This is a genomic window from Levilactobacillus angrenensis (genome assembly GCF_003946085.1).
GTDB classification, from domain to species: domain Bacteria; phylum Bacillota; class Bacilli; order Lactobacillales; family Lactobacillaceae; genus Levilactobacillus; species Levilactobacillus angrenensis.
This window is the reverse complement of record NZ_RHOB01000002.1, coordinates 1-25048: the sequence shown is the minus strand read 5'-3', so window position 1 is coordinate 25048 and position 25048 is coordinate 1. Positions and strand designations below refer to the sequence as shown.

16 protein-coding genes are annotated in these 25048 nt (G+C 52.0%); 12 read left to right on the top strand and 4 right to left on the bottom strand.

The annotated features are described in order from the left end of the window. Positions 1–465: 465 nt before the first annotated feature. Positions 466–1020, bottom strand: coding sequence for a hypothetical protein (locus tag EKM83_RS01025; RefSeq protein WP_125574800.1), 555 nt, complete (start codon positions 1018–1020; stop codon positions 466–468). 236 nt (positions 1021–1256) lie between these two features. Here EKM83_RS01025 and EKM83_RS01020 point away from each other — a divergent pair, with 236 nt between their 5' ends. Next, positions 1257–2834: a peptide chain release factor 3 gene (locus EKM83_RS01020; protein WP_125574799.1), complete on the top strand. Its 1578-nt coding sequence runs from the start codon at positions 1257–1259 to the stop codon at positions 2832–2834. A 249-nt stretch (positions 2835–3083) separates the two neighbouring features. Then, positions 3084–5210 (top strand): L-type lectin family protein, encoded by a 2127-nt coding sequence (locus EKM83_RS01015; protein WP_125574798.1) that lies wholly within the window; start codon positions 3084–3086, stop codon positions 5208–5210. Between the two features lie 252 nt (positions 5211–5462). Here the strand turns inward: EKM83_RS01015 and EKM83_RS01010 are convergent, their stop codons facing one another. After that, positions 5463–6818: an FAD-dependent oxidoreductase gene (locus tag EKM83_RS01010; protein WP_125574797.1), complete on the bottom strand. Its 1356-nt coding sequence runs from the start codon at positions 6816–6818 to the stop codon at positions 5463–5465. A 230-nt stretch (positions 6819–7048) separates the two neighbouring features. Here EKM83_RS01010 and EKM83_RS01005 point away from each other — a divergent pair, with 230 nt between their 5' ends. Both EKM83_RS01005 and EKM83_RS01000 read left to right on the top strand, forming a co-directional pair. Further along, positions 7049–8482 carry a C69 family dipeptidase gene (locus EKM83_RS01005; RefSeq protein ID WP_125574796.1) on the top strand — a complete coding sequence of 478 codons (1434 nt, stop codon included), beginning with the start codon at positions 7049–7051 and terminating at the stop codon, positions 8480–8482. Between the two features lie 268 nt (positions 8483–8750). After that, entirely contained in the window at positions 8751–11357 is a 2607-nt protein-coding gene (locus EKM83_RS01000) for a cation-translocating P-type ATPase (protein WP_125574795.1), read from the top strand. A gap of 109 nt (positions 11358–11466) precedes the next feature. Here the strand turns inward: EKM83_RS01000 and EKM83_RS00995 are convergent, their stop codons facing one another. After that, the gene (locus tag EKM83_RS00995) at positions 11467–12570 is read right to left on the bottom strand and encodes a MucBP domain-containing protein (protein ID WP_125574794.1); all 1104 of its coding nucleotides are present in this window, start codon (positions 12568–12570) and stop codon (positions 11467–11469) included. Between the two features lie 412 nt (positions 12571–12982). Beyond that, positions 12983–15229, bottom strand: a complete 2247-nt coding sequence (locus tag EKM83_RS00990) for an ATP-dependent Clp protease ATP-binding subunit (protein WP_125574793.1) — start codon at positions 15227–15229, stop codon at positions 12983–12985. Positions 15230–15780: 551 nt separating this feature from the next. Between EKM83_RS00990 and EKM83_RS00985 the strand changes: the two genes are divergently transcribed. From EKM83_RS00985 to EKM83_RS00950, 8 genes are all read left to right on the top strand, one after another. Continuing rightward, positions 15781–15984, top strand: a complete 204-nt coding sequence (locus EKM83_RS00985) for a hypothetical protein (RefSeq protein ID WP_225418602.1) — start codon at positions 15781–15783, stop codon at positions 15982–15984. A 164-nt stretch (positions 15985–16148) separates the two neighbouring features. Next, the gene (locus tag EKM83_RS00980; RefSeq protein WP_125574792.1) at positions 16149–16415 is read left to right on the top strand and encodes a phosphocarrier protein HPr; all 267 of its coding nucleotides are present in this window, start codon (positions 16149–16151) and stop codon (positions 16413–16415) included. Continuing rightward, positions 16415–18151: a phosphoenolpyruvate--protein phosphotransferase gene (ptsP, locus tag EKM83_RS00975; RefSeq protein ID WP_125574791.1), complete on the top strand. Its 1737-nt coding sequence runs from the start codon at positions 16415–16417 to the stop codon at positions 18149–18151. Before EKM83_RS00980 ends, ptsP begins: the two co-directional genes overlap by 1 nt. Positions 18152–18678: 527 nt before the next feature. After that, a complete protein-coding gene (locus EKM83_RS00970; protein ID WP_125574790.1) occupies positions 18679–19857 on the top strand; it encodes a glycosyltransferase family 4 protein in 1179 nt (392 codons plus the stop codon). A gap of 12 nt (positions 19858–19869) precedes the next feature. After that, on the top strand, positions 19870–20892 hold the full coding sequence (locus tag EKM83_RS00965; RefSeq protein WP_125574789.1) for a glycosyltransferase family 4 protein: 1023 nt from the start codon (positions 19870–19872) through the stop codon (positions 20890–20892). A 3-nt stretch (positions 20893–20895) separates the two neighbouring features. After that, positions 20896–21942 (top strand): lysylphosphatidylglycerol synthase transmembrane domain-containing protein, encoded by a 1047-nt coding sequence (locus EKM83_RS00960; RefSeq protein ID WP_125574788.1) that lies wholly within the window; start codon positions 20896–20898, stop codon positions 21940–21942. A gap of 76 nt (positions 21943–22018) precedes the next feature. Continuing rightward, positions 22019–22255: a YkuJ family protein gene (locus EKM83_RS00955; RefSeq protein WP_125574787.1), complete on the top strand. Its 237-nt coding sequence runs from the start codon at positions 22019–22021 to the stop codon at positions 22253–22255. Between the two features lie 173 nt (positions 22256–22428). Then, positions 22429–24486 carry an LTA synthase family protein gene (locus EKM83_RS00950; protein WP_125574786.1) on the top strand — a complete coding sequence of 686 codons (2058 nt, stop codon included), beginning with the start codon at positions 22429–22431 and terminating at the stop codon, positions 24484–24486. Positions 24487–25048: the final 562 nt, after the last annotated feature.

The window sequence follows — 25048 nt, the reverse complement described above, 5'->3', positions numbered from 1 at the left end:
GGTGACAACTTAAATGACCATACAAACGAAAACTGCAGGCACTCACGTTGATGTGAGAACCTGCAGCTTTTTTGATTGTTGTTGTGTCATTGATTATCGTGATGGGGCTGACTGCGGTGGGGCCGCAATGCCTACATGACTTTTAACCTTTAGTGTGCCGCGGCCTGTTATGGTGGGCAAACGGATTGCTGGTGACGTGCGGTATTGTGGCCGTGAGTGAAGTGAAATCTAGGCTCAGCCGGGGAATTTACCAGTGGGTTTTGCTGGTAAATTGGTGACTTTGAGACGTGCTCTTCGGCTCAAAGCAAGGGGCGAGAACTTGGCTCGGTCCGTCCTTCCTCAGCGTTCCAGCCTAGAGTTTCACGTAACGGTAGGCGGCCAGTATTAACCTTGTTGCTGGAAGTGTCCCCATAGTAGGCGGAATGTCTGGGCCACTGGCGGAGGCCTGGTTTGTACTAGCCAATCTTACCGTTGATAACTAGTGGCTTGGCGGTAGGCGTGCGCGGTCAGCTGATCGACTTGCTCGGTCGTGATGCCCGTCTGCTTGAAGTACGAATGCAAGATTACCCGGTAATTGCGCCGCACCAATTGCACGTTAGGCTGCTTGACCGTCGTGAGCTGGTGTTGGGCTTCCTTGGCTAGGCGCAACGCGTGCGTCGGCTGCTTGAGATTCTTGACCAGGTAAGTGACATTCTTGCTGGCCTTCTTGGCTTGAGGACTAACCGGTTGATTGGCCGTCCGGCTGCTGGCCAGCGATTGTTTCATGTTGGCGGTCAGGCTGGTGACTTCGTAATATTGATTCTTTTTTAATTGGACGTGGTCGTAGCTCCGAAACAACAAGTTGTTGAGCAGCAACGCAATCACCGCTAGCCCGGCACCACAGAGAATCACAGACATGGTGGGCCGCAATGGTTGGTGCTTGGCCCGCGCGATGAGCAACCCGGCCAGGCCACCCAAGACCACTAGGGCTCCCACACCAAAGACGATTTCAATGAGTAAGGCTTCAGTAGACGCCGACATAATTTCACCCGTTTCTAAGAATAAACTTCATTCCTTAATCATACCACGAAATCCCAGCAACCGACGAACTAGCTGGCAAAACTCTGACGGGGCCCCTGAACTGTCTAGGTCGGAGCCAGGTGTTCACCGGCTGATAGCTTTCAACAGCCTGCTAAATGTGTTAAAATTACTAGCTGTGACCTTTAAACTTAAATGAGACTCTAAATACTAAATAAAAAAATTTGTGAGGAAAAAATATGAGTGAAAAAACTTTAGCGTCAGCGGTGGATAAACGCCGGACGTTTGCCATCATCTCTCACCCCGATGCCGGGAAGACGACGATTACCGAACAGCTGCTGTTGTTTGGGGGCGTGGTCCGGGAAGCCGGGACCGTTAAGGCCAGAAAGAGTGGTAATTTTGCCAAGTCTGACTGGATGGAAATCGAACAGAAGCGGGGCATCTCCGTTACCAGTTCCGTGATGCAATTCGACTACCAAGGTAAGCGAATCAACATTTTGGATACCCCAGGACACGAAGACTTCTCTGAAGATACTTACCGGACCCTGATGGCCGTGGACTCCGCGGTCATGGTTATCGACTCCGCCAAGGGGATCGAACCGCAGACCAAGAAGCTGTTCCAAATTTGTAAGATGCGAGGCATCCCGATCTTTACCTTCATGAACAAGCTGGACCGGGATGGTCGTGACCCGATGGACCTCATCGCTGAGCTGGAAGATGTCTTGGGCATCGAAGGTTATCCGATGAACTGGCCAATCGGAATGGGGAAGGAATTAAAGGGTCTGTATGACCGTTACCACCACCGTGTGGCTTTGTTCCGGCCCGATGACGACGCCCACCAGTATTTGCCATTAAAGGATGACGGCGACTTGGCCGAACCCAACGCCTTGGAAGAGGACAGCTGGTACCAGGATGCCAAGGACAACATGGAGCTGATCAGTGAGGCCGGTAACCAATTTGACGAAGCTAAGATTGCCAGTGGGGACCAAACGCCGGTGTTCTTTGGGTCCGCCTTGGCTGACTTTGGGGTCAAGACGTTCTTGGAAACGTATTTGGAATACGCGCCGAAGCCGGCGAGCCACCACACCGAAGAAGATACGGACGTGGCACCGACCGACCCTGAATTCTCCGGTTTCGTCTTCAAGATTCAGGCCAACATGAACCCGCATCACCGTGACCGGATTGCCTTCGTGCGGATCTGTTCCGGTGAATTTGACCGGGGGATGGACGTGATCCAGGAACGGACCGGTAAGAAGCTCCGGTTGTCCAACGTGACGGAATTCATGGCCGACACACGGGAAAACGTGGAAACGGCCGTGGCTGGAGACATTATCGGACTGTATGATACGGGGAATTTCCAGATTGGCGATGCCATTTATACGGGTAAGAATAAGATCAAGTTTGAAAAGCTTCCCCAATTTACGCCAGAACTCTTCGTACGGGTCTCAGCTAAGAACGTCATGAAGCAAAAGTCCTTCCACAAGGGGATCAATCAGCTGGTCCAAGAAGGGGCCGTTCAGCTGTACACGTCGTATTCGACTGGCGACTACATCTTAGGGGCCGTGGGTCAACTGCAGTTCGAAGTCTTCCAGTTCCGGATGCAAAACGAGTACAACTCCGAAGTTGTCATGGAACCAATGGGTAAGAAGACTGCCCGCTGGATCAATCCGGACCAATTGGACGAACGGATGTCGTCATCCCGGAACCTGTTGGTCAAGGACAATCACGGTGAGCCACTGTTCTTGTTTGAAAACCACTTCGCAGAACGTTGGTTCAAGGACAAGTACCCAGATGTTGAATTGACTGCTAAACTTTAAGCATAACTGAACCGTCGCAACGCGCCTCTTGGGAGGCAGCCGTTGCGGCGGTTTTTGCCTGCTGTCAGCGAATCGGATTATCAGGCAGTGAGTTGGTCAATTACTGAAAGTCAAATTTCGAAGCTTGCTCTTCGAAATCTGCTCGACTCAGTCGGAAAAAGCCTATTTCTGTTACACTATAAACGAAATGGTCATGGCAGATAGAGATTAAGTCCCACAACCGTTTGGGGACAGAGAGGAGCGGTTGCGATGAAACGAAAGAATTGGTTAGGGTGGGTCGTTGGCCTGGGATTACTGCTGATTGGCGGTACCGTGGCGCAGGCGGATGCGGATTATGATCAAGCGTTGAAGACCGCACCGCAGGGAATCTCCCTCGATAACATTTTTGTGCCGGGGACCACGAGCAATAACCAAGCCGCGGTGGTCGGTACGACGAATCCCGCCATTACAGGCACGCAGGCAGCGAAGGTCAACAATGGTAAGAAGCAATTTGGGGCGCTGTGGTCAACGGCGGACAACGTTTTTGATTTGACTCAGAACCAGTCCGCCTCGATGTGGCTATACTTCGGCAACACTGGCAAGAAGGCCGCGGACGGCATGGCTTTTGTGATGCACAACGATGAAAGCGGTTTAGCGGCCACGCCGAAATTTGGCAAGAATGTGTCTGGCGAAACGCTGGGTGTCTGGGGCGTCGACACAGATAAGAAGCAGACGACGCCAGACAAGCTGGCCACGACGGCGATTCAAAACAGTTGGGCGCTGGAATTTGACACGCACCTGAACACGTCGACGAATTACGGCAATACCGGGGACGCGGATTCCTTTGACGTCGGTATCGCCGGCCCACACATCGCCAATAACTATCCCGCCGCAACGAGCAGTTACCAAATGGTCCGAACCTCGACGCTACTGCCCATCTACAGCGTGGGCTACTACGCGACGCAGACCCACGATGGCCTGTTGAAGGGGGACTACACGCTGCTGGCTAACGGGGCGTGGCACCATTTAAGCTTAGATTGGGATGCGAGCACGCAGGAAATGACGTACACCTTCAACGATAAGGACCCGGTGTCGGGGACGGCTCAGTCTGGCCTGCAGGCGACCGCCAAGTTGGATTTAAACAAGATTGATCCGAAAAACACCGGTCAAATCCGGTGGGGCTTTACCGGTGCCACTGGGGATAGCTATGAAAATAATTTAGTGGTCATCGAAGAAGTTCCGGGCTTGGTCGACGCGCGGGCGACTGCCAAGCTAACGGATACCACGACGGGCAAGGTCATTCAAGATGGCGATAGCCTCAAGGGGCAAGACGCGTTTAAGCTGGAGTACCAATTGGCTTATTTGAGTGGTAAGCAAGACTGGCAGGACGTGCAAGCGCAACTCCAGATTCCAGACCAACTGGCAGTCGACGCGGGGAAAATCACCTACGCGGATGGCACCACGGCAACGGTCGACCTGGCGGGGCTGACGAACAATCAGGTCACGGTCAAATTGGCCCAGGCACTGTCCGCTGCCAACGCGACGGCTACCATCAGTCTAACGGGAACGGCGAATAATTTGAAAGCACCCGTCACCGTGAACTCGGTGGCTAGTACCTTTAGTGCCGTCAACGGGGTCGTGACCACGGATACGCCGGCCTTTACTCTGAACCCAACGCTGGAATTGTACGCGGCGTCGCTATCCGGCAGTAGCGTGCAGCTTGAAGCAAATGAAGACGCAATCATGAAGGGGCTGGTCGTCGTGCCGGAAGGGGTCGACCTGACCAATCCGGACATGACGGTCCACACCAGCTTGAACGGCAAACAACGCCCAGATTTTCAAATGACGGCCGGCGATGACCCATCCAGTGGGCGTTTCGACGTGACGGTTGCGGCAGCCGACCTGCAAAGTGGTCAGAACACGCTGATCACCACGGTGTCCGATCCCTACGGCAACGTGTCGAATGAAGTGAAATTTACGATTACCGTCAGTCGTCAGCTGGTGTTCCAGACGGTCGCGGACCGAAGTTCATTTGAAGAGACCACGCTGACCGGCACGCACCAACGGGTCAAGCGGACACTGGACTGGCAGGTCGAAATCCTTGATACCCGGGAGGCCGGGGCAAAGTGGGCGCTCCAAGTGACCAGCACGCCGTTTGTCAATCAACACGGCCAAATACTGGCGGGCACGTTGAGTTACCATGATGGGGCTGACCGCACGCCGATTGGAACGACGCCCATCACCATCAGTCAAGGTGAGGCTGAAGACGCAGACGTGGTCACCAATGTGGTCGATGACTGGGACGACGAGAGCGGGCTATTGCTCGAGGTCAACAGTGCGGCCTTGTCCGGTACCTATTCGAGTACGGTGACCTGGCTGCTGAACGATGTCCCGTAACACTGGGGCAAGAGTCGATTAACTAGCGAGTATCAAGGCTGATAATGAATAAGCTAGGAAAGGATTCTGGATATTAAAATTGGCTAAATCAGAGCCTGCGTTCCACCTGCTGCCTGCTATGGGGACCACCGCCAGCCTGAGAAACGGGCTTCCGATTCGCTTGAAAGTCTGGCCCAGACTAAAAGGTTGTGCCGCATTCTGAAGTGAATGCGCACAACCTTTTTAAGCGTTATTCGGTTAAATAAAGAAGCGTTATTCGGCTGGTTGGAGCTTAGCGACCTTGGCTTGTGCCGCTTGGGCCAAGATGTTCAGGTAGTTGAACGGCCGGTCGAAGTTAGGCTGGAAGAGCATGTCGACCATGGCCAGGTCGTCAATCGTGTTTTCGTTTTGGATGCAAACGGAAAGGGTGTTGGCTGATTGTGAGACGTCGTAGTGACTCATCAGCGCGCCACCTAAGATCCGCCGACTGTCGGGATCAAAGACCAGCGACATTAAAACGGGTTCCGTGGTTGGCATGAATTCTGGCCGGTAGTTGTCCTTGACGATAACTTGTTCGGCGTTGATGCCTTGTTGCTTGGCAGCGGCCAGCGTCAACCCGGTCGAGACGATGGTCCGGTCGTAGAGGGCTAAGCCAGAGGAGGATTGTGTCCCCATGTACTTCACGGTTGGCTTGACCAAGTTCTTACCAACTAAGATTCCTTGACGCACCGCGTTGGTAGCCAGTGGGATGTAGGCGTTTTGGTGGGTCGGGTTGTAGTGCACAGCGGCACTGTCGCCGGCAGCGAAAATGTCTGGGTTAGAGGAGCGCATGTAGTCATCAGTAATGATGGCGCCATTCTTAGCCATGTCGACCTTGCCCTTTAAGAGGTCCGTGTTTGGCCGGAAGCCGATGCACAAGATGGCTAAGTTCGTGTCGTAACTCCCTTTGTCGGTCTTGATGGTGACGCCATCACCGGTATCAGTGAAGCTCTGAACCGTTTCGCCTAAGGCTAATTGCACGTGGTTATCGCGGTAGTCTTGCTCGATCACGTCTGTGAATTCTGAGTCAAAGTACTTTGGCATCACGCGGTCCATGGCGTCGATCAACGTGACGTCGTGGCCAGTCGTTGAGTAGGCTTCAGCCAGTTCGGCACCGATGTAGCCGGCACCAATCACGGTAATGTGTTTAGCTGATTTGGCTTCTTCAATTAAAGTTTGGGCGTGGTTCCAGTTCTTGCAAAGCTTGACGTGGTCGCCGTCAATCCCCGGAATCTTAGGCACGATTGGCCAAGAACCAGAGGTCATGACCAGCTTGTCGTAGTCGGCCGTCGTTTGTTCATGGGTATTCATGTCTTCGACGGTCACGGTCTTTTGATCAGGGTCGATGTTCAAAACATTGTGATTCATTTGGACATCGGCGCCTAAGCTCTTGAGTTCTTCAGGACTGGAATAGAATAAACCTTGGGGGTCCGCAACCTTTCCACCGAGGTACAAGGCAATCCCACAGGACAGGAAGGAGATGTTATCGTTCTTTTCGTAAACGGTGACTTCTGCATCTGGATGTTCTGCTAAGATCTGCTTAATGGCAAAGGTGCCTGCGTGTGTACAACCAACAACTGTGACTTTCATGATGGTGCCTCCCAAAACAAGATTTTTTGAAGGGTACTTCACAAGTAAGTGTATGTGAAATTCCTATCAATTGAATACAACTCTATTTTAGACAATTCATTCTAAATGTCAACACTTTTTTGAAAGTGTTACCATTTTGTCATTATCACGGGTTAAAGCCGAAACTAGTCTTGCGTAGGGAAAAGCGGTAAAATATGATTCGTAGAAAAAATAAGGAGTGACCACTAATTATGAAATTCGCAAAGCATCTCTCGGCTTGTACGTCTGTCTTAGTCGGCAAGGACGCAACGGTCGATGGCTCCACGCTCATCGCTCGAAACGATGATACCTTCTTACCCCTGACCCCACAACGGTTTTACGTGCACCCAGCCGAACACGACCAACCCAAGCGGACCTGGGTCTCCAATCAAAATGGCTTCACGGCACCCATCCCTAGCGACGGCTACCGTTACTTGGCGACCCCGAACGTTGAGGTCGACAAGGAAGGGGTCTACGCCGAAAGCGGCTTTAACGAAAAAAACGTGGCAATGAGTGCCACCGAAAGTGTTTACGGCAACCCGGCACCGCTGGCATTAGACCCCTTAGTGGAAAATGGTCTGGCGGAAGATTCTCTCCAGACGATGGTCTTGCCGTATATCAACTCCGCTCGTGATGGGGTGCGCTATCTCGGCAATCTGATCAAGGAATATGGGTCACCTGAAGGTAACGGCGTGCTCTTCTCTGATCATGATGAGGTTTGGTACATGGAAATCGTGACTGGCCATCACTGGGTGGCGCAACGAATCCCGGATGACGCTTACGCCGTGACCGCCAACCAAGTGGCCATTCAACAGGTCAGCTTTGATGACCCCGATAACTTCATGTATTCTGAGGGCATCCAAGCGTTTGTGGCCGACAACCATTTGAACCCAGACCAAGACGGCTGGAACTTCCGGCACATCTTTGGGACTGATAATGAAAAAGACCGGCACTACAACACGCCGCGGGTCTGGTTTGGCCAACACGTCCTCAATCCGGAAATTGAACAGGACCCGCAATCCAGCGACCTGCCATTTATTTGCCGGACCAGTCACAAGATCAGCGTAGAAGACGTTGAGTACATTTTGAGCTCGCACTACAACGAGACTAAGTACGATCCGCTGGGTCCTGGGGATGATGCCGATAAGCTGAAATTCCGGCCGATTTCCATGAACCGGACGCAAAATTCTCACGTGCTCCAGTTACGTAACGACGTGCCAGCCGAAAGCTCCGCTATTTTCTGGTTGAACTTCGGGGTACCGGCCTTCAGTCCTTACGTACCGTTCTTTGCCAACGCCACGGATACGGACCCATCGTACAGCCAGACGCCAGTTCACTTGGATGACGTCAGTGCTTACTGGATGTACCGTAAGCTGTCGATGATCGTGGAATCACACTACGTTCAGTTCATCGAGCAGGATACGGACTACATCACGGCCGCTAAGCAGAGTCTGCGGGCTCACGTGGCCACGACCCTAGCCCAAGCCAAGTCGTTGTCAGGGGACGATTTAACGGCCTTTCTGACGAAGCAAAATCACCAGGTCGTCGCCGACATGCGCAAGGTCACCACGCAACTGACCAACGACCTGATTGAAAAAGGTCTGACGCTGTCACATCTGACCTTCAACATGGATAAGAACCTGTAGTCAATCAACACTGTGGCAACTGGCTTGTCTAGTGTTCAGGTAAGGCAGTCAACTGGTACAGACAGTACCACCGGAACAAGCAATCTCATCAAATAAAATGAGCGCTACCGAAGAGCCGTGAAGGCCGGTCGGTAGCGCTTTTTGGTTTGGTTCCGGGCAAGTCTCCAGAAATCTTCACAAATTGCACTAATTCTATACAAAACTTTTCGTAATAATAAGATTATAGTAATTGATACGATGATTCATTTATATAACGGAGGATTAAACTATGAAGAGAAAAGAGATGACGAAAATTCAGTTAACAGCGCAGCAGGGCTTAACGGCTCGTCAGGCACAAGAACGCCTGGACCAATTTGGGACGAACCAATTGGTCGCTGCGAAGAAACCCGCATTGTGGCGGCAGGTGGCGCGCCACCTGAGTGATGTCTCCTCGCTGGTCTTGCTGTTTGCGGTCGGACTGGCCAGCTACATGGCGTTGTTTCAAGGCGGTGGTTGGACCAAGACGATTGTGATTGGGTCCATTTTAGTGATTAATGTCATTATTGGGTTGTACCAAGAAGCCTCCGCGGAAAAGGCGCTGGCGGCCCTGCAGTCCATGAGCCTGCCGACGACGACCGTGCGCCGAGACGACATCGCCCAGACGCTCCAGGCAAAAGACGTGGTGCCAGGCGACCTGGTGCTCTTAAAAGCCGGCGATCAAGTTCCGGCCGATGGCGTCGTGCTCCAGAGCACCAACCTGGCTGTTGACGAAGCCGTGTTGACGGGAGAAAGTGTGCCTGTGGCGAAGGAAAAATTGACGGACCCCGCAGCCGCCACGGAAAGCCAACAGGTCTTCTCCGGTACGGCGGTCACGGCAGGTACGGCCATCGTGCAGGTCGTAACGACGGGGATGGCCACGGAATTGGGCCAAATTGCCGGCCTACTGAACAAGACGAAGAAACGGGCGACGCCGCTTCAAGGACGGTTGAACCGCTTATCCGGTTGGTTGACGGCCTTTGCCGTGCTCGGAGGACTCGTGATTTTTGCCCTCAGCATTTGGATGCAAAATCAAGGGTTAGCGGATAGCTTGATGATCGGGATTTCCCTAGCCGTGGCGGCCGTACCAGAAACGTTGCCAATTATCGTGACGATTAGTCTGGCGCATGGCGTGAAGCGGATGGCGAAACGTAATGCCATTATGCGCCGGGTCAACGCGGTGGAAACCATCGGGGGTGTTGACGTGATTGCGTCTGACAAGACCGGGACGCTGACGCAAAACCAGATGACGATTACGCGTTACTGGACACCCAACACGCAAAATGCGCTGGCGGCCGAAGACCTCTCGCCGGCTGGGGAACAGCTGATGCGGTACCTGGGATTGGCGACGAATGCCGAGATTCAAACCGTTAATGGCCAAGAAGAAACCATGGGGGACCCCACGGAACTGGCCATCGTTCGGTGGTTAGCGCAACACGACCGCAGTCGTCAGCAATTTGAACAACAAGCCCCACGGTTGGCCGAAGACCCGTTTGACTCTACGAAGAAAACGATGGCGACGATTCACCGGTTGGCAGATGGCCAGCAGCTGGTCATCGTGAAGGGGGCCTTTGACCGCTTGCCGATTGACTGGCAGCCAGCCCAATTGGCCCAGGCGCGGGCCATGCATGACAGTTTTGGCCAGCAAGCACTGCGGGTCTTATCAGTGGGGTACCGGGTGATGCCGGCCACGCAGACGCATGACTGGGCAGTGCTCACCCAAGGCCTGAAATTTGCGGGGCTGGTGGGCATCATTGACCCGCCGCGGCCAGAAGTGATCCCGGCGATTCGCGAAGCCAAGCGGGCTGGTATCAAGCCGGTGATGATCACCGGGGACCACATGGTGACGGCCGAAGCAATCGCTAAGGAAATTGGCCTCTTAACGCCAGGCCAGCTGGTGATGTCGGGCGATGAACTCCGGACGCTCACGGATGACCAACTGGATGCGCAGATCGCTGATGTTGCGGTTTATGCCCGGGTCTCACCGACGGATAAGATTCGGATCGTTCAGGCGTGGCAACGTGCTGGCAAGACAGTGGCGATGACTGGGGATGGGGTCAACGATGCCCCAGCCTTAAAGGCGGCTGATGTGGGTATCGCCATGGGTATCACCGGCACCGAGGTCTCCAAGGGAGCGGCCGACATGGTCTTAACGGACGATAATTTTGCGACGATCATTGCGGCGGTCAGAGAAGGTCGGACGGTGTACCAAAACATTTTAAAGGCCGTGGAATTTCTGGTGGGGGTCAACTTCGCCCAGATCTTCCTGATGGTCGGTTCTGTCTTGATGGGCTGGGGTGCGCCGTTACTGGCGGAACAACTCCTGTTGATCAACGTGCTGGCTGACGGGATTCCAGGCTTCTACATTTCCCGCGAGCCGGGCGAAAAGGAAGCTATGGAACAACCGCCAGTGGCCAACGACGAAAGTCTATTTGCCCGCGGACTGGGGAGTCGACTAGCCACCCGCGCGGTAACCTTTACCTTCCTGACACTGGGAATCTACGCGCTGGGCCGCTTTGGCCTATCCGCTGGTCAAGCGACGGTGGGCATGACGATGGTCTTCTTGGTGCTGGCAGTCGGGTCGATGATCGACATCTACGCCATCAAGGACCGCCAGCCGTTGACCACCCAAAGTCTGCGACGCAACCCGGTCCTCAATGGGGCCATGTTCTTGGCCATCGCCTTGGTGATTGGTATCGCGACGGTTCCGGGCCTGCAAGGGATGTTTGGCCTCGTGAGCTTACCATTCGTGGCCTGGATGGTCGTGATTCCGGCAATGTTCGTGCCGACACTGGTCTTGGAAATTGCCAAGCGCTGGCAGCGGCGAGACAATGCTGATTGGCTAGTAGAAACTGACTAGGGCTAGCAAATTGAACGGCAGAAAAACCAGTGCCATTTTAAAGTGGCATGACAAAAAAGAGAGTCCGGAAATTTTCCCCAGGACTCTCTTTTTAACGTTATTGAACGAATTAAGCGTAAGCGACGGGAGCCAAACGGACATAGCGCGCGTTGATGTACGCGTCCGGTCCAATTTGGTACCAGACCAGTTGTTGGTCATCCACGATCTTGCCGCGAATATCCAGTGCTTCGCCGTGTTTCAGTTGGCCCGCCGTTTCGCCATACGGTTCGCGGTAGATGGACACCGCTTGATGAGGGATGTAATCCACCGTGCCGATGCGCGCAAAGGCTTGGGGCCGCCATTTGGACGGTGCCGGCAAATGTAAGTCGATGAACTGGTGGTCGCGGCGAACCGTCTCTGGCGCGCGGAGCCACTGTTCGCCCCCGAGGTTGTACCATTCGTCACCGTTGGTCAGGGTGATGACCATGAACAGGCGCCACAGCGAATCGGTAGGAAATTGGTAGCCGTACGGTTGGCCATTAGGTGCGTCGTAGACTTGGTGGTCGCTTTGTAAGAAGACAAATTGATGAACGCGCTGAACCGTTTGCCAAGAATCCCGCCGGTAGTAGTAGACCACTTGTCCTGGCTGCTGAGAGAAGGTCCCCCGTTGTTGCCCTTGAGCCTGGAAAATGTGGTAGTTGGTGACGGCCGGTGGTGTCAATGAAAACGGTGTGCCCAGCCGCCCGCGCAAAATGGTGGGCAGTTGTAGTAAACGTCCGGTATCGTAATCCACGAGGTAGCTGATGATCGGTTGTCCCCAGTGCCGCACGTAGACCAAAGTCGTCAGACCGTATTCGCTGAGATAGGTTTGCGTGAAGCCGTGGACGTCGCGCAGCGCGTATCCCGGAATCTCCGGAAAGCGGAAATGGACAGTGTGATGCAGCTGACCGGTGAGCACCAGTGCCGGCTGTAGCGGCCGGTTTTGGTCATCGACCAGGCGAATCACCAAGGTAGCTGTGATGGCGGGCTGAGCGGTCGTCGCTGGTGTCGAACTGGGTGTCGGGGACCCGGGTTGCGGCGCAGGTGGTAAGGGCGCAGGCGTGGCTGGTACGGGTGGGGTTACCGGTTCAGTGGGGGACGGGGGCGTTGGCACCCGCCGTTGCGCATGCCGCGGGCGATGCTTCGGCGGTCGCGTCGGTTCGATCACTCGCCGTAACCAGTCAAAAAAAGCCATGTCCTTTCACCTCCAGAAGTTTCGTTAAAACCAGTATACCGCATTCTGCGAACTGATTGCAGACCCTAATTGCAAAACGCTTCCATGACAGGCAAAAAATTGGAAAATTGGCGGGGAGACGGGGAATCCGATGTCCGTGAAAGTTAGTGAAACCAGGAGCCTGAGTCGGCCGGAGATGCTGCCTACTCTGGAGGAACATCGCCAGCCTGAAAAGCGGTTCCGTTTCGCTTGAAATCCTGACAAAGCGAACCAGGTCCTTGAGGCGGCCCACACTGTAGACTGAGAAGGAATCTCAGCCAATACCGGTGACACAGCTGGCCCCATCTCTAGTGAACGATAAGGCGGCCAGCAGACCGCATTGTAGCCAACAAAAAAACGACAGCCGCCCGTAGGCAACTGTCGTTTAATCAGGTTACTGCTTATCGGTATCCGCCGTAGATTCCGCCGCGTCAGCCTTATTGGCCTCGGTGTCGGCAGCTAAGACGATCTTGCCGTCTTCAATCTTGGCCACGAGGTTCTTAACGTCCGCGTGATCCAAGTAGAAGTCCGCAATCCGATCTTCAATTTCTTCTTGAATGACTCGCCGTAATGGCCGAGCCCCCATCGCTGGGTTGTAACCCTTAGTCACAAGTTGTTCCTCAACTGGTTCAGTGACGTGAATGTGCAGGCCTTGACCAGCCAGCATACTGTTGACGTCACCAATCATTAAGTCAACGATGTGCATCAAATTATCCTTGCTCAAGGCATTGAACTCGATGATATCGTCAAACCGGTTCAAAAATTCTGGCTTGAAGTAGTTGGTCAAGTTGCCCAGAACAGAGTGGGTCTTGCCTTCAGCGGCGGCCCCGAAACCAACGTTGGCTTCGGCATCACCGGTCCCGGCGTTACTGGTCATGATGATCAGCGTATCCTTGAAGGAAACCGTCCGACCTTGAGAGTCGGTCAACCGGCCGTCGTCGAGAATTTGTAAGAACATGTTCATGACGTCGGGGTGGGCCTTTTCAATTTCGTCCAGCAGGATCAAGGTGTACGGATGGCGACGGACTTGTTCCGTCAATTGGCCAGCTTCTTCATAGCCGACGTAGCCAGGTGGTGACCCGATCAATTTAGAAATGGAATGTGGTTCCATGTATTCAGACATGTCAAAGCGAATCATGGCTTCTTGAGAGCCGAAGAGTTCGTTGGCCAATTGCTTGGCTAATTCGGTCTTCCCAACCCCAGTAGGGCCGACGAAGAGGAAGGACCCGATTGGGCGACCCGTGCCGTTCAAACCAATTCGGTTCCGGCGAATGGCCCGCGCAACCTTGTCGACGGCTTCGTTTTGGCCGATGACGTGCTTTTCCAAATCAACCGGGAGACTTTGCAACTGGTGTTGTTCCTTGGCTGCCAGTTCACCGACTGGGATGGACGTCTTTTCTTCGACGATGTCTTGCATGTCCTTAACGGTGACCGTGGCTGATTGATCTTGTTCAGCGTTCTTGGCGGTCTCCTTGGACTTTTCTAACTTGTTGACTTGATCACGGTAGTAGGCGGCTTTTTCGTAGTCTTCCTGCTTCAAAGCGGCCTGCTTTTGGTCTTCAGCGCCCTTGATCTTTTCATCAATGGCCTTAGGATCAGCCACGTTGATCGTCAAATTCTTCCGCGAACCAGCTTCATCCAACAGGTCAATGGCCTTGTCGGGTAAGAAGCGGTCTTGAATATACCGGTCTGACAACCGAACGGCGGCCTCAATCGCGTCGTCCGTGTAGTGAACGTGGTGGTAATCTTCATACTTCTTTTGGATGCCTTGTAAAATCTTGATGGCTTCATCAGCACTAGGTTCGTTGACCGTTACGGGTTGGAACCGCCGTGCCAGGGCTTGATCCTTTTCAATATCTCTGTATTCATTTAAAGTCGTCGCCCCGATGAGTTGGAAGTCTCCCCGTGCCAAAGCTGGCTTCAAGACGTTACCCGCGTCCATGCCACCTTCAGCGTTGCCGGCACCCATGATTTCATGGATTTCGTCAATGAAGAGGATGATGTCCGGATTGCTCTGGACTTCCTTCATCAATTGTTGCATCCGTTGTTCAAATTGGCCCCGGATCCCGGTTCCTTGAACCAGGGAAACCACGTCCAACCGAATAATTTGCTTATTGGCTAATTTTTCAGGAACGTTGCCTTCAACAATGCGTTCCGCAAGGCCTTCAATGACGGCCGTCTTCCCAACACCGGCTTCCCCAATTAAAACGGGGTTGTTCTTGGTCCGGCGATTGAGAATTTCGATGACTTGAGCCGTCTCCTTGTCCCGACCAATGACGGGATCAACTTTCCCATCCTTAGCTAACTGGGTCAGGTTCAAGCCGTACTGACTGAGTAGGCCATTGCCTTTACCCCCGTTGTTGCCGGTTGGTTGGGTCGGTTGACCAGGTTGGGCACCGGATTGCCGGTAGTCAGCTTGATCGTTGCTGTTGCCGCCTTGCATTGCCCGGAAAATATCATCCAGGTTGCCAAAGCCGAATGGATCTTGTGCCATACGGCCACCTCCATTTCCAGAATCGTTTTGTTGCTGCTTAAGCAGTTGGTAACAATTTTGGCATAGGTCAACTTGTTGCCGCTGCCCGTTCACGCTCATGTATAGGTGAATCGTTGCTTCATTGCGGTGGCAATTTTGACATAGCATCTTGTCGTCTCCTTTCTTGCCTGGAATTCTCGTGGGAGGTCCCACGCAGGTCCGTTCAAAAGGGCTTGACCTTTCTTGACCATTGACCACATTATACCGCGTTCACGTCCCCGTGCAAGTAATTTGTTTCGGGGCAGAAACGGTGCGCAGTGGGACATCTCCAGCGAACATTTTCATTCTAGCACTCTCCTAGGTAGAATGCTAAAATCACTACTTGAAAACGGCCAAATCTTTAAAAACGGGGTGTTCTGACGGGCCCAGACTACCGGGATGACGGCGAACATGCTAAACTAGAGGCAATGATGAGTGGTGGTCTAAATCCTAGTGCGACTAGTCGTGACGGGTGGTCGGGTGCCGGTAAAATATTAGCGTTGGTGCGAAATGGTTTAAGGGTTGGCCACCTTACTAACGGAAGCCGGCAGGGCACGCTTCGACCGCCGAAGACGTTAAATTGGCAGGCGGCGGTTAATCCAGGTATACTATTAGTCTCAGGCTGGCCACTTGGCTTAGCCGCCACAGATAACCAGCATTAAAGAGGAGGCAGAAAAAATTTGGCAAAAGATTTTACCGCGCTGATGAACCAGCTGAAAAACAAAGAACTTGATGAATTTGAAGTTACCCCGGAAGAATTTCCCGCCTTTCAAAAAGCCTTCATGGCCTTTGAAACGCGGAAACGGGTCGTGGGTCAAGCCCACAAGGGAGGCAAACTCATCTACCGTTACGATGATGGGGGCCAAAATGACGATGAATCATGATTATTTGATGTAAGCGGTTCATGAATGCTTGTAATTTAGGGGCGAGATTGATATTCTTAGAAGGTAGGCGTAACTCACAAAATGGTTGTTTGACCCATGCGCAAGGTCAGGGTGAGTCACGTTAGATAAGAAATCAACCTAAGCTTAAAGGAGATCGATCAATTATGGAAAAACGCGAATTTCGTGTCACTGCAGAAACTGGTATCCACGCCCGTCCAGCGACGTTATTAGTTCAAGCTGCTAGCAAGTTCAACTCAGAAGTTAGCTTGCAGTACCAAGACAAGTCCGTTAACTTGAAGTCCATCATGGGCGTTATGTCCTTAGGTGTTGGCCAAAACGCTAGCATCACCATCACGACTGACGGCGACGACGAAGCAGATGCCATGAAGGCTGTGGCTGAAACGTTGAAAAAAGAGGGTTTATCTGACTAATGAGAGCGATGCTCAAGGGAATTGCCGCCAGTGATGGGGTGGCTTGCGGCCGGGTTTACCGGTTTGTTGAACCAGACCTTAGCACAAAAAGACGGTCAATCACTAATCTTGATTACGAATTAAATCGATTCCATCAGGCCCTTGAAGCAGCCGTCTCAGAAGTCGAGACGATTAAAACTCGTGCAACTAAAAACCTGGGCGCTGACAGTGCCCAGGTTTTTAGTGCTCACATTGAGATGCTCCAGGACCCGGAATTTATTGGTGCCGTTGAAACGCAGATCAAGACGGAACACATCAATGCCGAAGTCGCGCTGGCCAGTGTGGCCAAAATTTACGAAAGCCGGCTGCAGGAGCAGACCAACACGTACATGCAAGAGCGGGTCAGTGACCTGCACGACATTACCAAGCGGGTCACGGCCCATTTGCTAGGGGTGCGGTTGCCTGATCTGGCGTTGCTGAAGGAACCAGTCGTCGTGGTGACGCACGACCTGATTCCCAGTGATACGGTCTCGGTGGATTCCAAGTACATCTTGGGCTTTGTCACGGACCTAGGTGGTCGGACGTCTCATTCGTCAATCTTAGCGCGGTCGCTGAACATCCCCGCCGTAGTGGGGACCCAATCGGCGACGGCGGATTTGGCGGAAGGAACCACGGTCATCGTCAATGGGACCCGTGGCAGTGTCATCAGTGAGCCGACTAAACCGGAACTGGCGTTGGCCAAGCAAGCAATGCGTGACCGCACGGCGAACATGCAACGGTTGGCGACGCTCCGACACCACACTACGACGAGCCGAGATGGCGTGGGGGTCTTATTGGCAGCGAATGTCGGGACCGCCAATGATATTCCGAATGTGTTGAAGAACGGGGCCGAAGCAATTGGCCTCATGCGCACGGAGTTTTTATACATGGACAGCGAGCAACTCCCCACGGAAGATGAACAGTTCATGGCCTACCGGCAAGTCATTCAGGCACTGGCTCCGCGGCCGGTGGTGATTCGAACGCTAGATATCGGTGGCGATAAGCCGTTACCTTATCTAAAGCAAAAGCCGGAAGCCAACCCCTTCTTAGGGGCACGGGCGATTCGGCAGAGCTTGGCGCACCAAAATGTCTTTCGTAGTCAGCTCCGGGCTTTGCTGCGGGCGTCAGCCTACGGTAATTTGCGGATCATGTTTCCCATGATTGCCACGCTAGACGAGCTCCGGCAGGCCAAAGCTATCTATGATGATGAACGGTCCAGACTGACCACGGCGAACGTGCCCATGGGCAAGGTTCAGGTGGGGATGATGGTCGAGGTGCCGGCCGCAGCCATGCTGGCGGACCGGTTTGCCCAAGAAGTCGACTTCATGAGCATCGGGACCAACGACCTGATTGGCTACACCATGGCGGCTGACCGCACGAACCAAGACGTGGCTTACCTGTATCAGCCCTACCATCCGGCTATTTTGCGGTTGGTCGACCGAATCGTCACGGCGGGCCACGCGGCTGGTATTCCAGTCGCAATGTGTGGTGAAATGGCCGGCGACCCGATTGCGGTACCGTTGCTGTTGGGCATGGGCCTGGACGAGTTTTCCATGGGGGCAGGAACGATCCTCAAGACGCGCCAGCTGATCAGTCAGTTGAACGCCAAGGAGCTCCAGTCCTTAGTTGAGACGGTCTTGAATTCAGCCAGCACCAGCCAAGAGGTCGTTACGATGGTCCAAGCGGCAGTGCCTGATGTCTTGAATCAAACAGATTAATGGAAAATGAAAGCAAATGATTGAGCGGAACCGGCTGCCTTTGAGCGCCCGTTTCGGCTAATTAAGGTGATACACAGGAGCCTGGGATATTTTTCCCGGGTTCTTTGTCGTTGAAAAGGGTTATTAATTAAAGATGAAAATTGGCTGGAAAGAGTGTCACCACGCGACTTGTCGCGTTAAAATCAGTCGTTTACGGCTTCGTAGCGAGGACTGTTCCAACTATGAGGTGGAACGCTGGGGCGGACCGAGCCTGAGAAACAGTCTCGGCCTCGCTTGGAGCCGAAGAACGCGTCTCAAAGACGCCAGTGTCCTTGTGCAGTGACAATGTGTTAAACTGACAGAACGACGGCGCCAGCAGATTGGCTGGCGGTAGGTGAAGAACATCGAAAAGCTGTGCAACAATTAATTTGACCGCAACTGCCGTTGTAGTTTGCAATCACCTAGGCAAACCCATATAATTATGATGATTGTAAAATGCGTAGTACCTAACTATTTAGCCAAAACACAAGACGCAAGGGGGATTGGCAATGAACATTGGCATATTTACGGATACCTATTTCCCTCAAGTGAGTGGGGTTGCGACTTCAATTAAGACGTTGCGAGATCAATTGGAAAAACAGGGGCACCAAGTCTACATTTTCACGACCACTGATCCACACGTGGAGAAGAACGTGTATGAGCGCAATGTCTTTCGGTTCTCGAGTATTCCGTTCGTGTCATTTACTGACCGCCGAATCGCGGTTCGGGGACTGTTTCAGGCCTACCAGATCGCTAAAGAGCTGAATCTGGATGTGGTCCACACCCAAACGGAATTTTCGATGGGGTGGATCGGTAAGTTTGTGGCGCGTAATCTGGAGATTCCGTGTCTGCACACCTACCATACGATGTACGAAGACTATTTGCATTACGTGGCTAACGGGAAGATTCTGAAGCCCGTTCACGTTAAACAGGGGACATTAGCGTTTTGTTATCATTTAACTGGTGTGGTGGCGCCTAGCGACCGGGTATTGACGACCTTGACGGATTATGGCGTTAAGGCGCCGATTCGTGTGATTCCAACGGGGGTCAACTTGCATCAGTATGAGCAACCCGACACGGCCAATTTGCGCCGGCAGCTGGGGTACGACCCGGATACGCCGGTCATCTTGTCGCTGAGCCGCTTGGCTTATGAAAAGAATATCAAGGCCAGCATTACGGCACTGGGCCGGATCTTGGAACAGGTGCCTAACGCCCAACTTCTCATCGTGGGGGATGGGCCGGCTAAAGAAGACCTGGAAGCCCAGGCTCAGGCGTCGGGCTACAACGACCACATTACCTTTACCGGTGAGGTCAACAACGATGAAGTGTTCCGCTACTATCATATGGCTAACGTCTTTCTGTCGTCCTCGGATTCTGAATCCCAAGGGCTGACCTATATTGAGGCGATGGCCGCTGGCACGAAGATCGTCGTCATGACCAGTCCGTATACCGACGAGTTATTGTCGAGCCGGACACTGGGGGTCACGTTCACGACCCAAGATGAATTGGTGACGAACGTCGTCGACTACTTGTTGCACGGGGATGAAGAGCAAGATCCTGAGCTGTTGGCGCAAAAATTGTCCGAAATTTCTGCGGATACTTTTGGCCGGCACATCATTGAATTTTATCAGGATGCGCAACTGAGCTACGAGCAGTCGCACGAGGATACCCCAGACTTTAGTGATTAGAGGAGTTATTGGATGTTAAAAATCAACATGTTTTCTGCGGCTGATTCCGTGAAGGGTCAGGGCGTGGGGAGTGCCTACAACGAACTCATGAATCTTTTGGCAACGCGCTTGAATCAGGAATTTGACGTATCCGTGAATAGTTATCGTCGCGTCGATCTGACGCATTACCACACGATCAACTTTTCCTATTACTTGTCAACATTTCTACCGCACCGGGGCCGCAAGATTGGTTACGTCCACTTTTTACCGGAGACCTTGGAGGGGAGCCTGAAGATTCCGCAACCGTTTCGGGCGATTTTCTACAAGTACGTGATTGCCTTTTATAAGCGGATGGATCACATCGTGGTGGTCAACCCGACCTTCATTCCGAAATTAGTGGCGGCGGGGATCCCTGAGGAAAAGGTCACGTATATCCCCAACTTTGTCAGCCGGCAGGAATTCTACCCGGTCGACGCTGAACAAAAAGTAGCGTTGCGCCAGCAGTACCATTACGACCCACAGCGGTTTACCATCTTGGGCATCGGCCAGATTCAAGAGCGCAAGGGGTTATTTGATTTTATCAAGTTAGCTCGGAACAACCCGGACCTGCAATTTATTTGGGCCGGGGGCTTCTCCTTTGGGCGGATGACGGATGGCTATGCCGAACTCAAGAAGGTCGTCGATAATCCGCCGGCTAACCTGAGCTTCCCGGGCATCGTTGACCGCGATAAGCTGGTGGACTATTACGACTTAGCAGACCTGTTCTTGTTGCCGTCATTTAACGAGCTCTTCCCGATGTCGGTCCTCGAGGCCTTCAGTACCGGGACGCCCGTCTTATTACGGGACCTGGACTTGTATCAGGCCATCATTGCGGGCGATTACCAGCCAGCTAAGGATTACGCGGAAATGAATGCGCAATTGCAGCGACTGCCCCATGACGCTGCCGCGCTAGCCGACTTGCGCCAGAAGAGTCTGGCCGCAGCTGACCGTTACTCCGAAGAACACCTGACAACTATTTGGCGGGAATTCTACACGCAACAGGCAAAAGAGGGGTAATGCATGTCACGACGAAATAAATGGGTGTTAGCCTTAATGTTTCTGTTGGGAATCGCGATTTTTGCGTACTCCCTGCGTGACATTAAATTTTCTGTACTAGTCAATGATTTTGTGAATATTAACTTCTGGTGGTTTGGGGTGGCTATTTTGTGCATGGCCATTTACCTGGGCCTAGAGGCGTGGATCGTTAAGGTGTTCATCTCGGATCGCATCAGCGGGTTTACCTTCAAGGATGCCCTGCGCATTCCCATGGTCGAACAGCTGTTTAACGGGATTACGCCGTTTTCTTCCGGTGGGCAGCCCGCGCAGCTGATCGCGTTGATGCAGACTGGGGTCGATGCCGGGAAGGCCAGTTCGGTCCTACTGATGAAGTTTGTGGTCTACCAGTCGATGATTGTGATCAACTTCTTATTTGCCTTGGTCATTGGCTTTCACAGCATTCAGGACAAACTGCACGCGCTGGCTTGGCTGGTGGTGTTTGGCTTCACGATTCACTTGGCCGTGATCATTGGCCTGTTGATGGTGATGTTCTGGCACGCCTTCACCAAGAAATTGGTCGGGGTCATCATGACGCCAATGAAATGGTTCATGAAGGCCGAACGGTTTGACCGGATGGCCGCCAATATCAACGGTAAGATTGATTCCTTTTATGCTGAGAGTGTGCGAATCAGCGGGCAGTGGAAGCTCATGCTGCGGGTTTTTGTGATTACCTTCTTCCAGCTGATGTTCTACTACCTGATTCCGTATTTTATTATGTTGGCACTGGGCTATACCACGGCCAACATCGTCATGGTCACGAGTTTACACATTTTAATTGTGATGGTGATTTCACTTTTCCCGATTCCTGGTGGGTCTGGGGGAGCAGAGTACAGTTTTGAAATGATTTTTCGCAGCTACATCTCGTCGAATAGTAAATTAGTGTTAGCCATGATCTTATGGCGGCTGCTGACCTACTACCTGGGGATGCTAGCGGGCTTAGTGGCGATGGTGATTCGTCCCGACAAGGTCCAAGAGAACCCCGGGAAACGACCGAATTCTGGAAATGATTGAGATTTTCTGGATTAGGGCGTGCCATAGTGGCCTAAGTTTGGTAAAATCATAGTGAAAGCTAGAAAGGGGACCAACCATGGAAGAATCTCAACTGATTGGCATCATTAATCGCTTGAAGGCGATGCAAGAGGATGCTACCGACGAGCCACAACCCCGTCGTTTTGAAAAAGAAGGCGTGGAACAAGCAACGGTCGTATTTAACCAATTGACCCACACTTACACGTTAACTGAACACAATCCGGAAACGACCTTTGAGTTTGATAACATTGATTTAGTGGCTATCGAATTATTTGATTTACTGACGGATAACTAATCACAAAACTATGGGTGCCATAGTTTTGTTTTTTTTTAGAAAAAAAGGCGTTCACGGGGTGTGGCGTTTTTGTGACTAAAACTTGAATTTTTTCAAAGGTTCCGTAATCAGATTGATTACCCCCTAATATCCGCTATACTGTAGTGAGTTAATTACTTTGTGGAGGCTGTCTCATGGCGAACTTTTTTAAACGGAACATGAACTGGATCAATACCCGCATGGGCTTTTTCCTGTTAACCATTGTTCTCTTCTGGGCAAAGACTTACATTGCCTATCAAACTGAATTTACTCTAGGAGCCAAGGGGAGTGTGCAGCAGTTTCTACTGTTCATCAACCCGGTACCGGCAGCACTGCTGATATTTGGGATTGCGCTATACTTCCGTGGTCGGCTGGCCTATTGGCTGATGATGATCATCAACGTGCTGGAGTCGACTTGGATCTTTGCGAACGTCTTATACTATCGTGAATTTTCCGACTTCCTGTCCTTTGGGATCATGAAGGGTTCTAGCGACGTGGGCAACAACCTGGGGAAGAGCCTAGCGCAAATCACCCATGCCTATGATTTTTTTGTCTATATTGATATTGTGATTTTGATCATCTTGCTGGTGACCCACGTGATTCGCATTGACCCGCGGCCGTTCAAGCGGCGGTATGCCTTTTCGATCACTGTGCTGTCATTTGGCTTGATGTTTGCCGAGTTTGGCATGGCCAATGCGGACCGCTCGGGGTTGTTGACGCGGACGTTTGACAATAACTACATCGTCAAATACATGGGGTTGAATGAGTATGCGGCGTTTAACGCGTACCAGACCCAAAAGGAAAGTGCTACCCGGGCGAGTGCCAATGCCAGTGATATGAAGAGTGTGCTGAAATACCTGAAACAAAACCGCGTGAGTCCCAATGTGTCTTACTACGGTAAGGAGAAGGGGAAGAACGTCTTTATCATTCACCTGGAGAGTTTCCAACAGTTCTTGATCGACTACAAGGTCGACGGTAAGGAAGTTACCCCGACGCTCAACAAGTTCTACCATAGTCAGAACACGTTGTCGTTTGACAATTTCTATAATCAAGTGGCGCAAGGCAAGACGTCTGACGCCGAAATGATGCTGGAAAACTCCCTGTTTGGGTTACCTCAGGGTTCGGCGATGACCACCTACGGGACGCAAAACACGTTCCAGGCGGCACCGGCTATTTTGAGTCAAGAAGCAGGATACACGACAGCGGCCTTTCATGGGGATGTCCCGAGTTTTTGGAACCGGGATAACACCTACAAGTCATGGGGCTATCAATACTTCTTCAGCTCCAGTTATTACCATGAAAAGCCGGGGTATACTGTGGGGTACGGTTTAAAGGATAAGATTTTCTTTGAACAGTCGGCCAAGTATATCGAACAGCTCCCACAACCGTTCTATGCAAAATTGATCACGCTGACGAACCACTACCCGTATGAGTTAGATAAGAAGAATACGGACTTCCCCGCAACTAAAACGGGGGATAAGACCGTGGACCCATACGTACAGACGGCTCATTACTTGGATCAGTCCTTTGCGGAATTCCTGACGTACCTGAAGAAGGTCGGTCTGTACAAGAATAGTATGATCGTCGCTTATGGGGACCACTATGGGATTTCGAATAACCACCGGCCAGCGATTGCCCAATTGTTGGGGAAGAGCAAGGTCACTAACTTTGACTTGGCACAATTCCAGAAGGTACCGTTCATGATTCATGCCACGGGACTCAAGGGTGGCGTGAACCACACGTATGGTGGCGAAATCGACGTGCTGCCAACCTTGTTAGACCTGCTGGGGGTAAAGAACACGGATACCGTGCAATTTGGCCAAGATCTATTGGCCAAGAACCGGAATCAGACGGTCGCCTTTAGAAATGGTAATTTTGTCTCGCCAAAGTATACCAAGATCGGGGGAACGGTCTACGATACTAAGACGGGGAAAGTCTTAACACTGACGGCGGCGCAAAAGAAGACCGTGGCCCAGTTGCAAAACCACGTGACGACGGAGCTCTCACTGTCTGACCGGGTCATCTATGGAGATTTACTCCGTTTCTACAAGCCTAAGGGCTTCAAGAAGGTCGATAAGGCGTCCTTTACCTATAAGTACAAACCAGCGATGGCAAAACTCGCTGAGGCCGAAAAGGAAGAGAAGACCAGTGCTTTAGTGAAGAACCACAATAAGACCACGACGTACAAGACGGATGCACCAGAACTTAAATAATTAGGCGAAAGTGCCCATCACGCAGTAGAATGTGTGATGGGCACTTTTTTCTATGTTGAAATGATGGGGCTGGTGTGCGAGGTAGACCACCTGAAGGGCGTGAATACGGGATTTGAATCCTGTAGTGAAGAGGAGCGGCAACCCTGACTGAAAATAATTTCAGTAAATATTCATTTTCCCCTTGACCGGAGCGGCGGATATTGGTAAACTATTTTTTGTTGTCAATTACGCAAACAAGCGTTGTGACGACAACGACGAATTGAGATTCAAGTAATTGAAAAAAAGGCTTGACGGTCTTAGCAATTCTTGATATAGTAGTAATCGTTGTTGAGAATATTTATTCAATTAGTTGCAGCAAACATCAATATTTATTCAAAAGGATGTTTAAAAATTAGTTGACATGATTTTGACAGCATGATATACTTTAAAAGTTGTCACGGAGCGATTGCTTCTCTGATAACTTGGTAGACCTTTGAAAACTGAACATTGTTTCGACAAACCAAATATGTGTAGGGCGGTTTGATACTTGGTATCAAACCCAAACAATATTTGCGAAGTCAAT

Bases quoted from the DNA above. Each gene is read 5' to 3' on its own strand.
- EKM83_RS01010 (WP_125574797.1), bottom strand. From the start codon at position 6,818: ATGAAAGTCACAGTTGTTGGTTGTACACACGCAGGCACCTTTGCCATT.
- EKM83_RS01000 (WP_125574795.1), top strand. From the start codon at position 8,751: ATGAAGAGAAAAGAGATGACGAAAATTCAGTTAACAGCGCAGCAGGGC.
- EKM83_RS00980 (WP_125574792.1), top strand. From the start codon at position 16,149: ATGGAAAAACGCGAATTTCGTGTCACTGCAGAAACTGGTATCCACGCC.
- EKM83_RS00965 (WP_125574789.1), top strand. From the start codon at position 19,870: ATGTTAAAAATCAACATGTTTTCTGCGGCTGATTCCGTGAAGGGTCAG.
- EKM83_RS00960 (WP_125574788.1), top strand. From the start codon at position 20,896: ATGTCACGACGAAATAAATGGGTGTTAGCCTTAATGTTTCTGTTGGGA.
- EKM83_RS01020 (WP_125574799.1), top strand. From the start codon at position 1,257: ATGAGTGAAAAAACTTTAGCGTCAGCGGTGGATAAACGCCGGACGTTT.
- EKM83_RS00995 (WP_125574794.1), bottom strand. From the start codon at position 12,570: ATGGCTTTTTTTGACTGGTTACGGCGAGTGATCGAACCGACGCGACCG.
- EKM83_RS00955 (WP_125574787.1), top strand. From the start codon at position 22,019: ATGGAAGAATCTCAACTGATTGGCATCATTAATCGCTTGAAGGCGATG.
- EKM83_RS01015 (WP_125574798.1), top strand. From the start codon at position 3,084: ATGAAACGAAAGAATTGGTTAGGGTGGGTCGTTGGCCTGGGATTACTG.
- EKM83_RS00970 (WP_125574790.1), top strand. From the start codon at position 18,679: ATGAACATTGGCATATTTACGGATACCTATTTCCCTCAAGTGAGTGGG.
- EKM83_RS01025 (WP_125574800.1), bottom strand. From the start codon at position 1,020: ATGTCGGCGTCTACTGAAGCCTTACTCATTGAAATCGTCTTTGGTGTG.
- EKM83_RS01005 (WP_125574796.1), top strand. From the start codon at position 7,049: ATGAAATTCGCAAAGCATCTCTCGGCTTGTACGTCTGTCTTAGTCGGC.
- ptsP (WP_125574791.1), top strand. From the start codon at position 16,415: ATGAGAGCGATGCTCAAGGGAATTGCCGCCAGTGATGGGGTGGCTTGC.
- EKM83_RS00950 (WP_125574786.1), top strand. From the start codon at position 22,429: ATGGCGAACTTTTTTAAACGGAACATGAACTGGATCAATACCCGCATG.
- EKM83_RS00990 (WP_125574793.1), bottom strand. From the start codon at position 15,229: ATGCTATGTCAAAATTGCCACCGCAATGAAGCAACGATTCACCTATAC.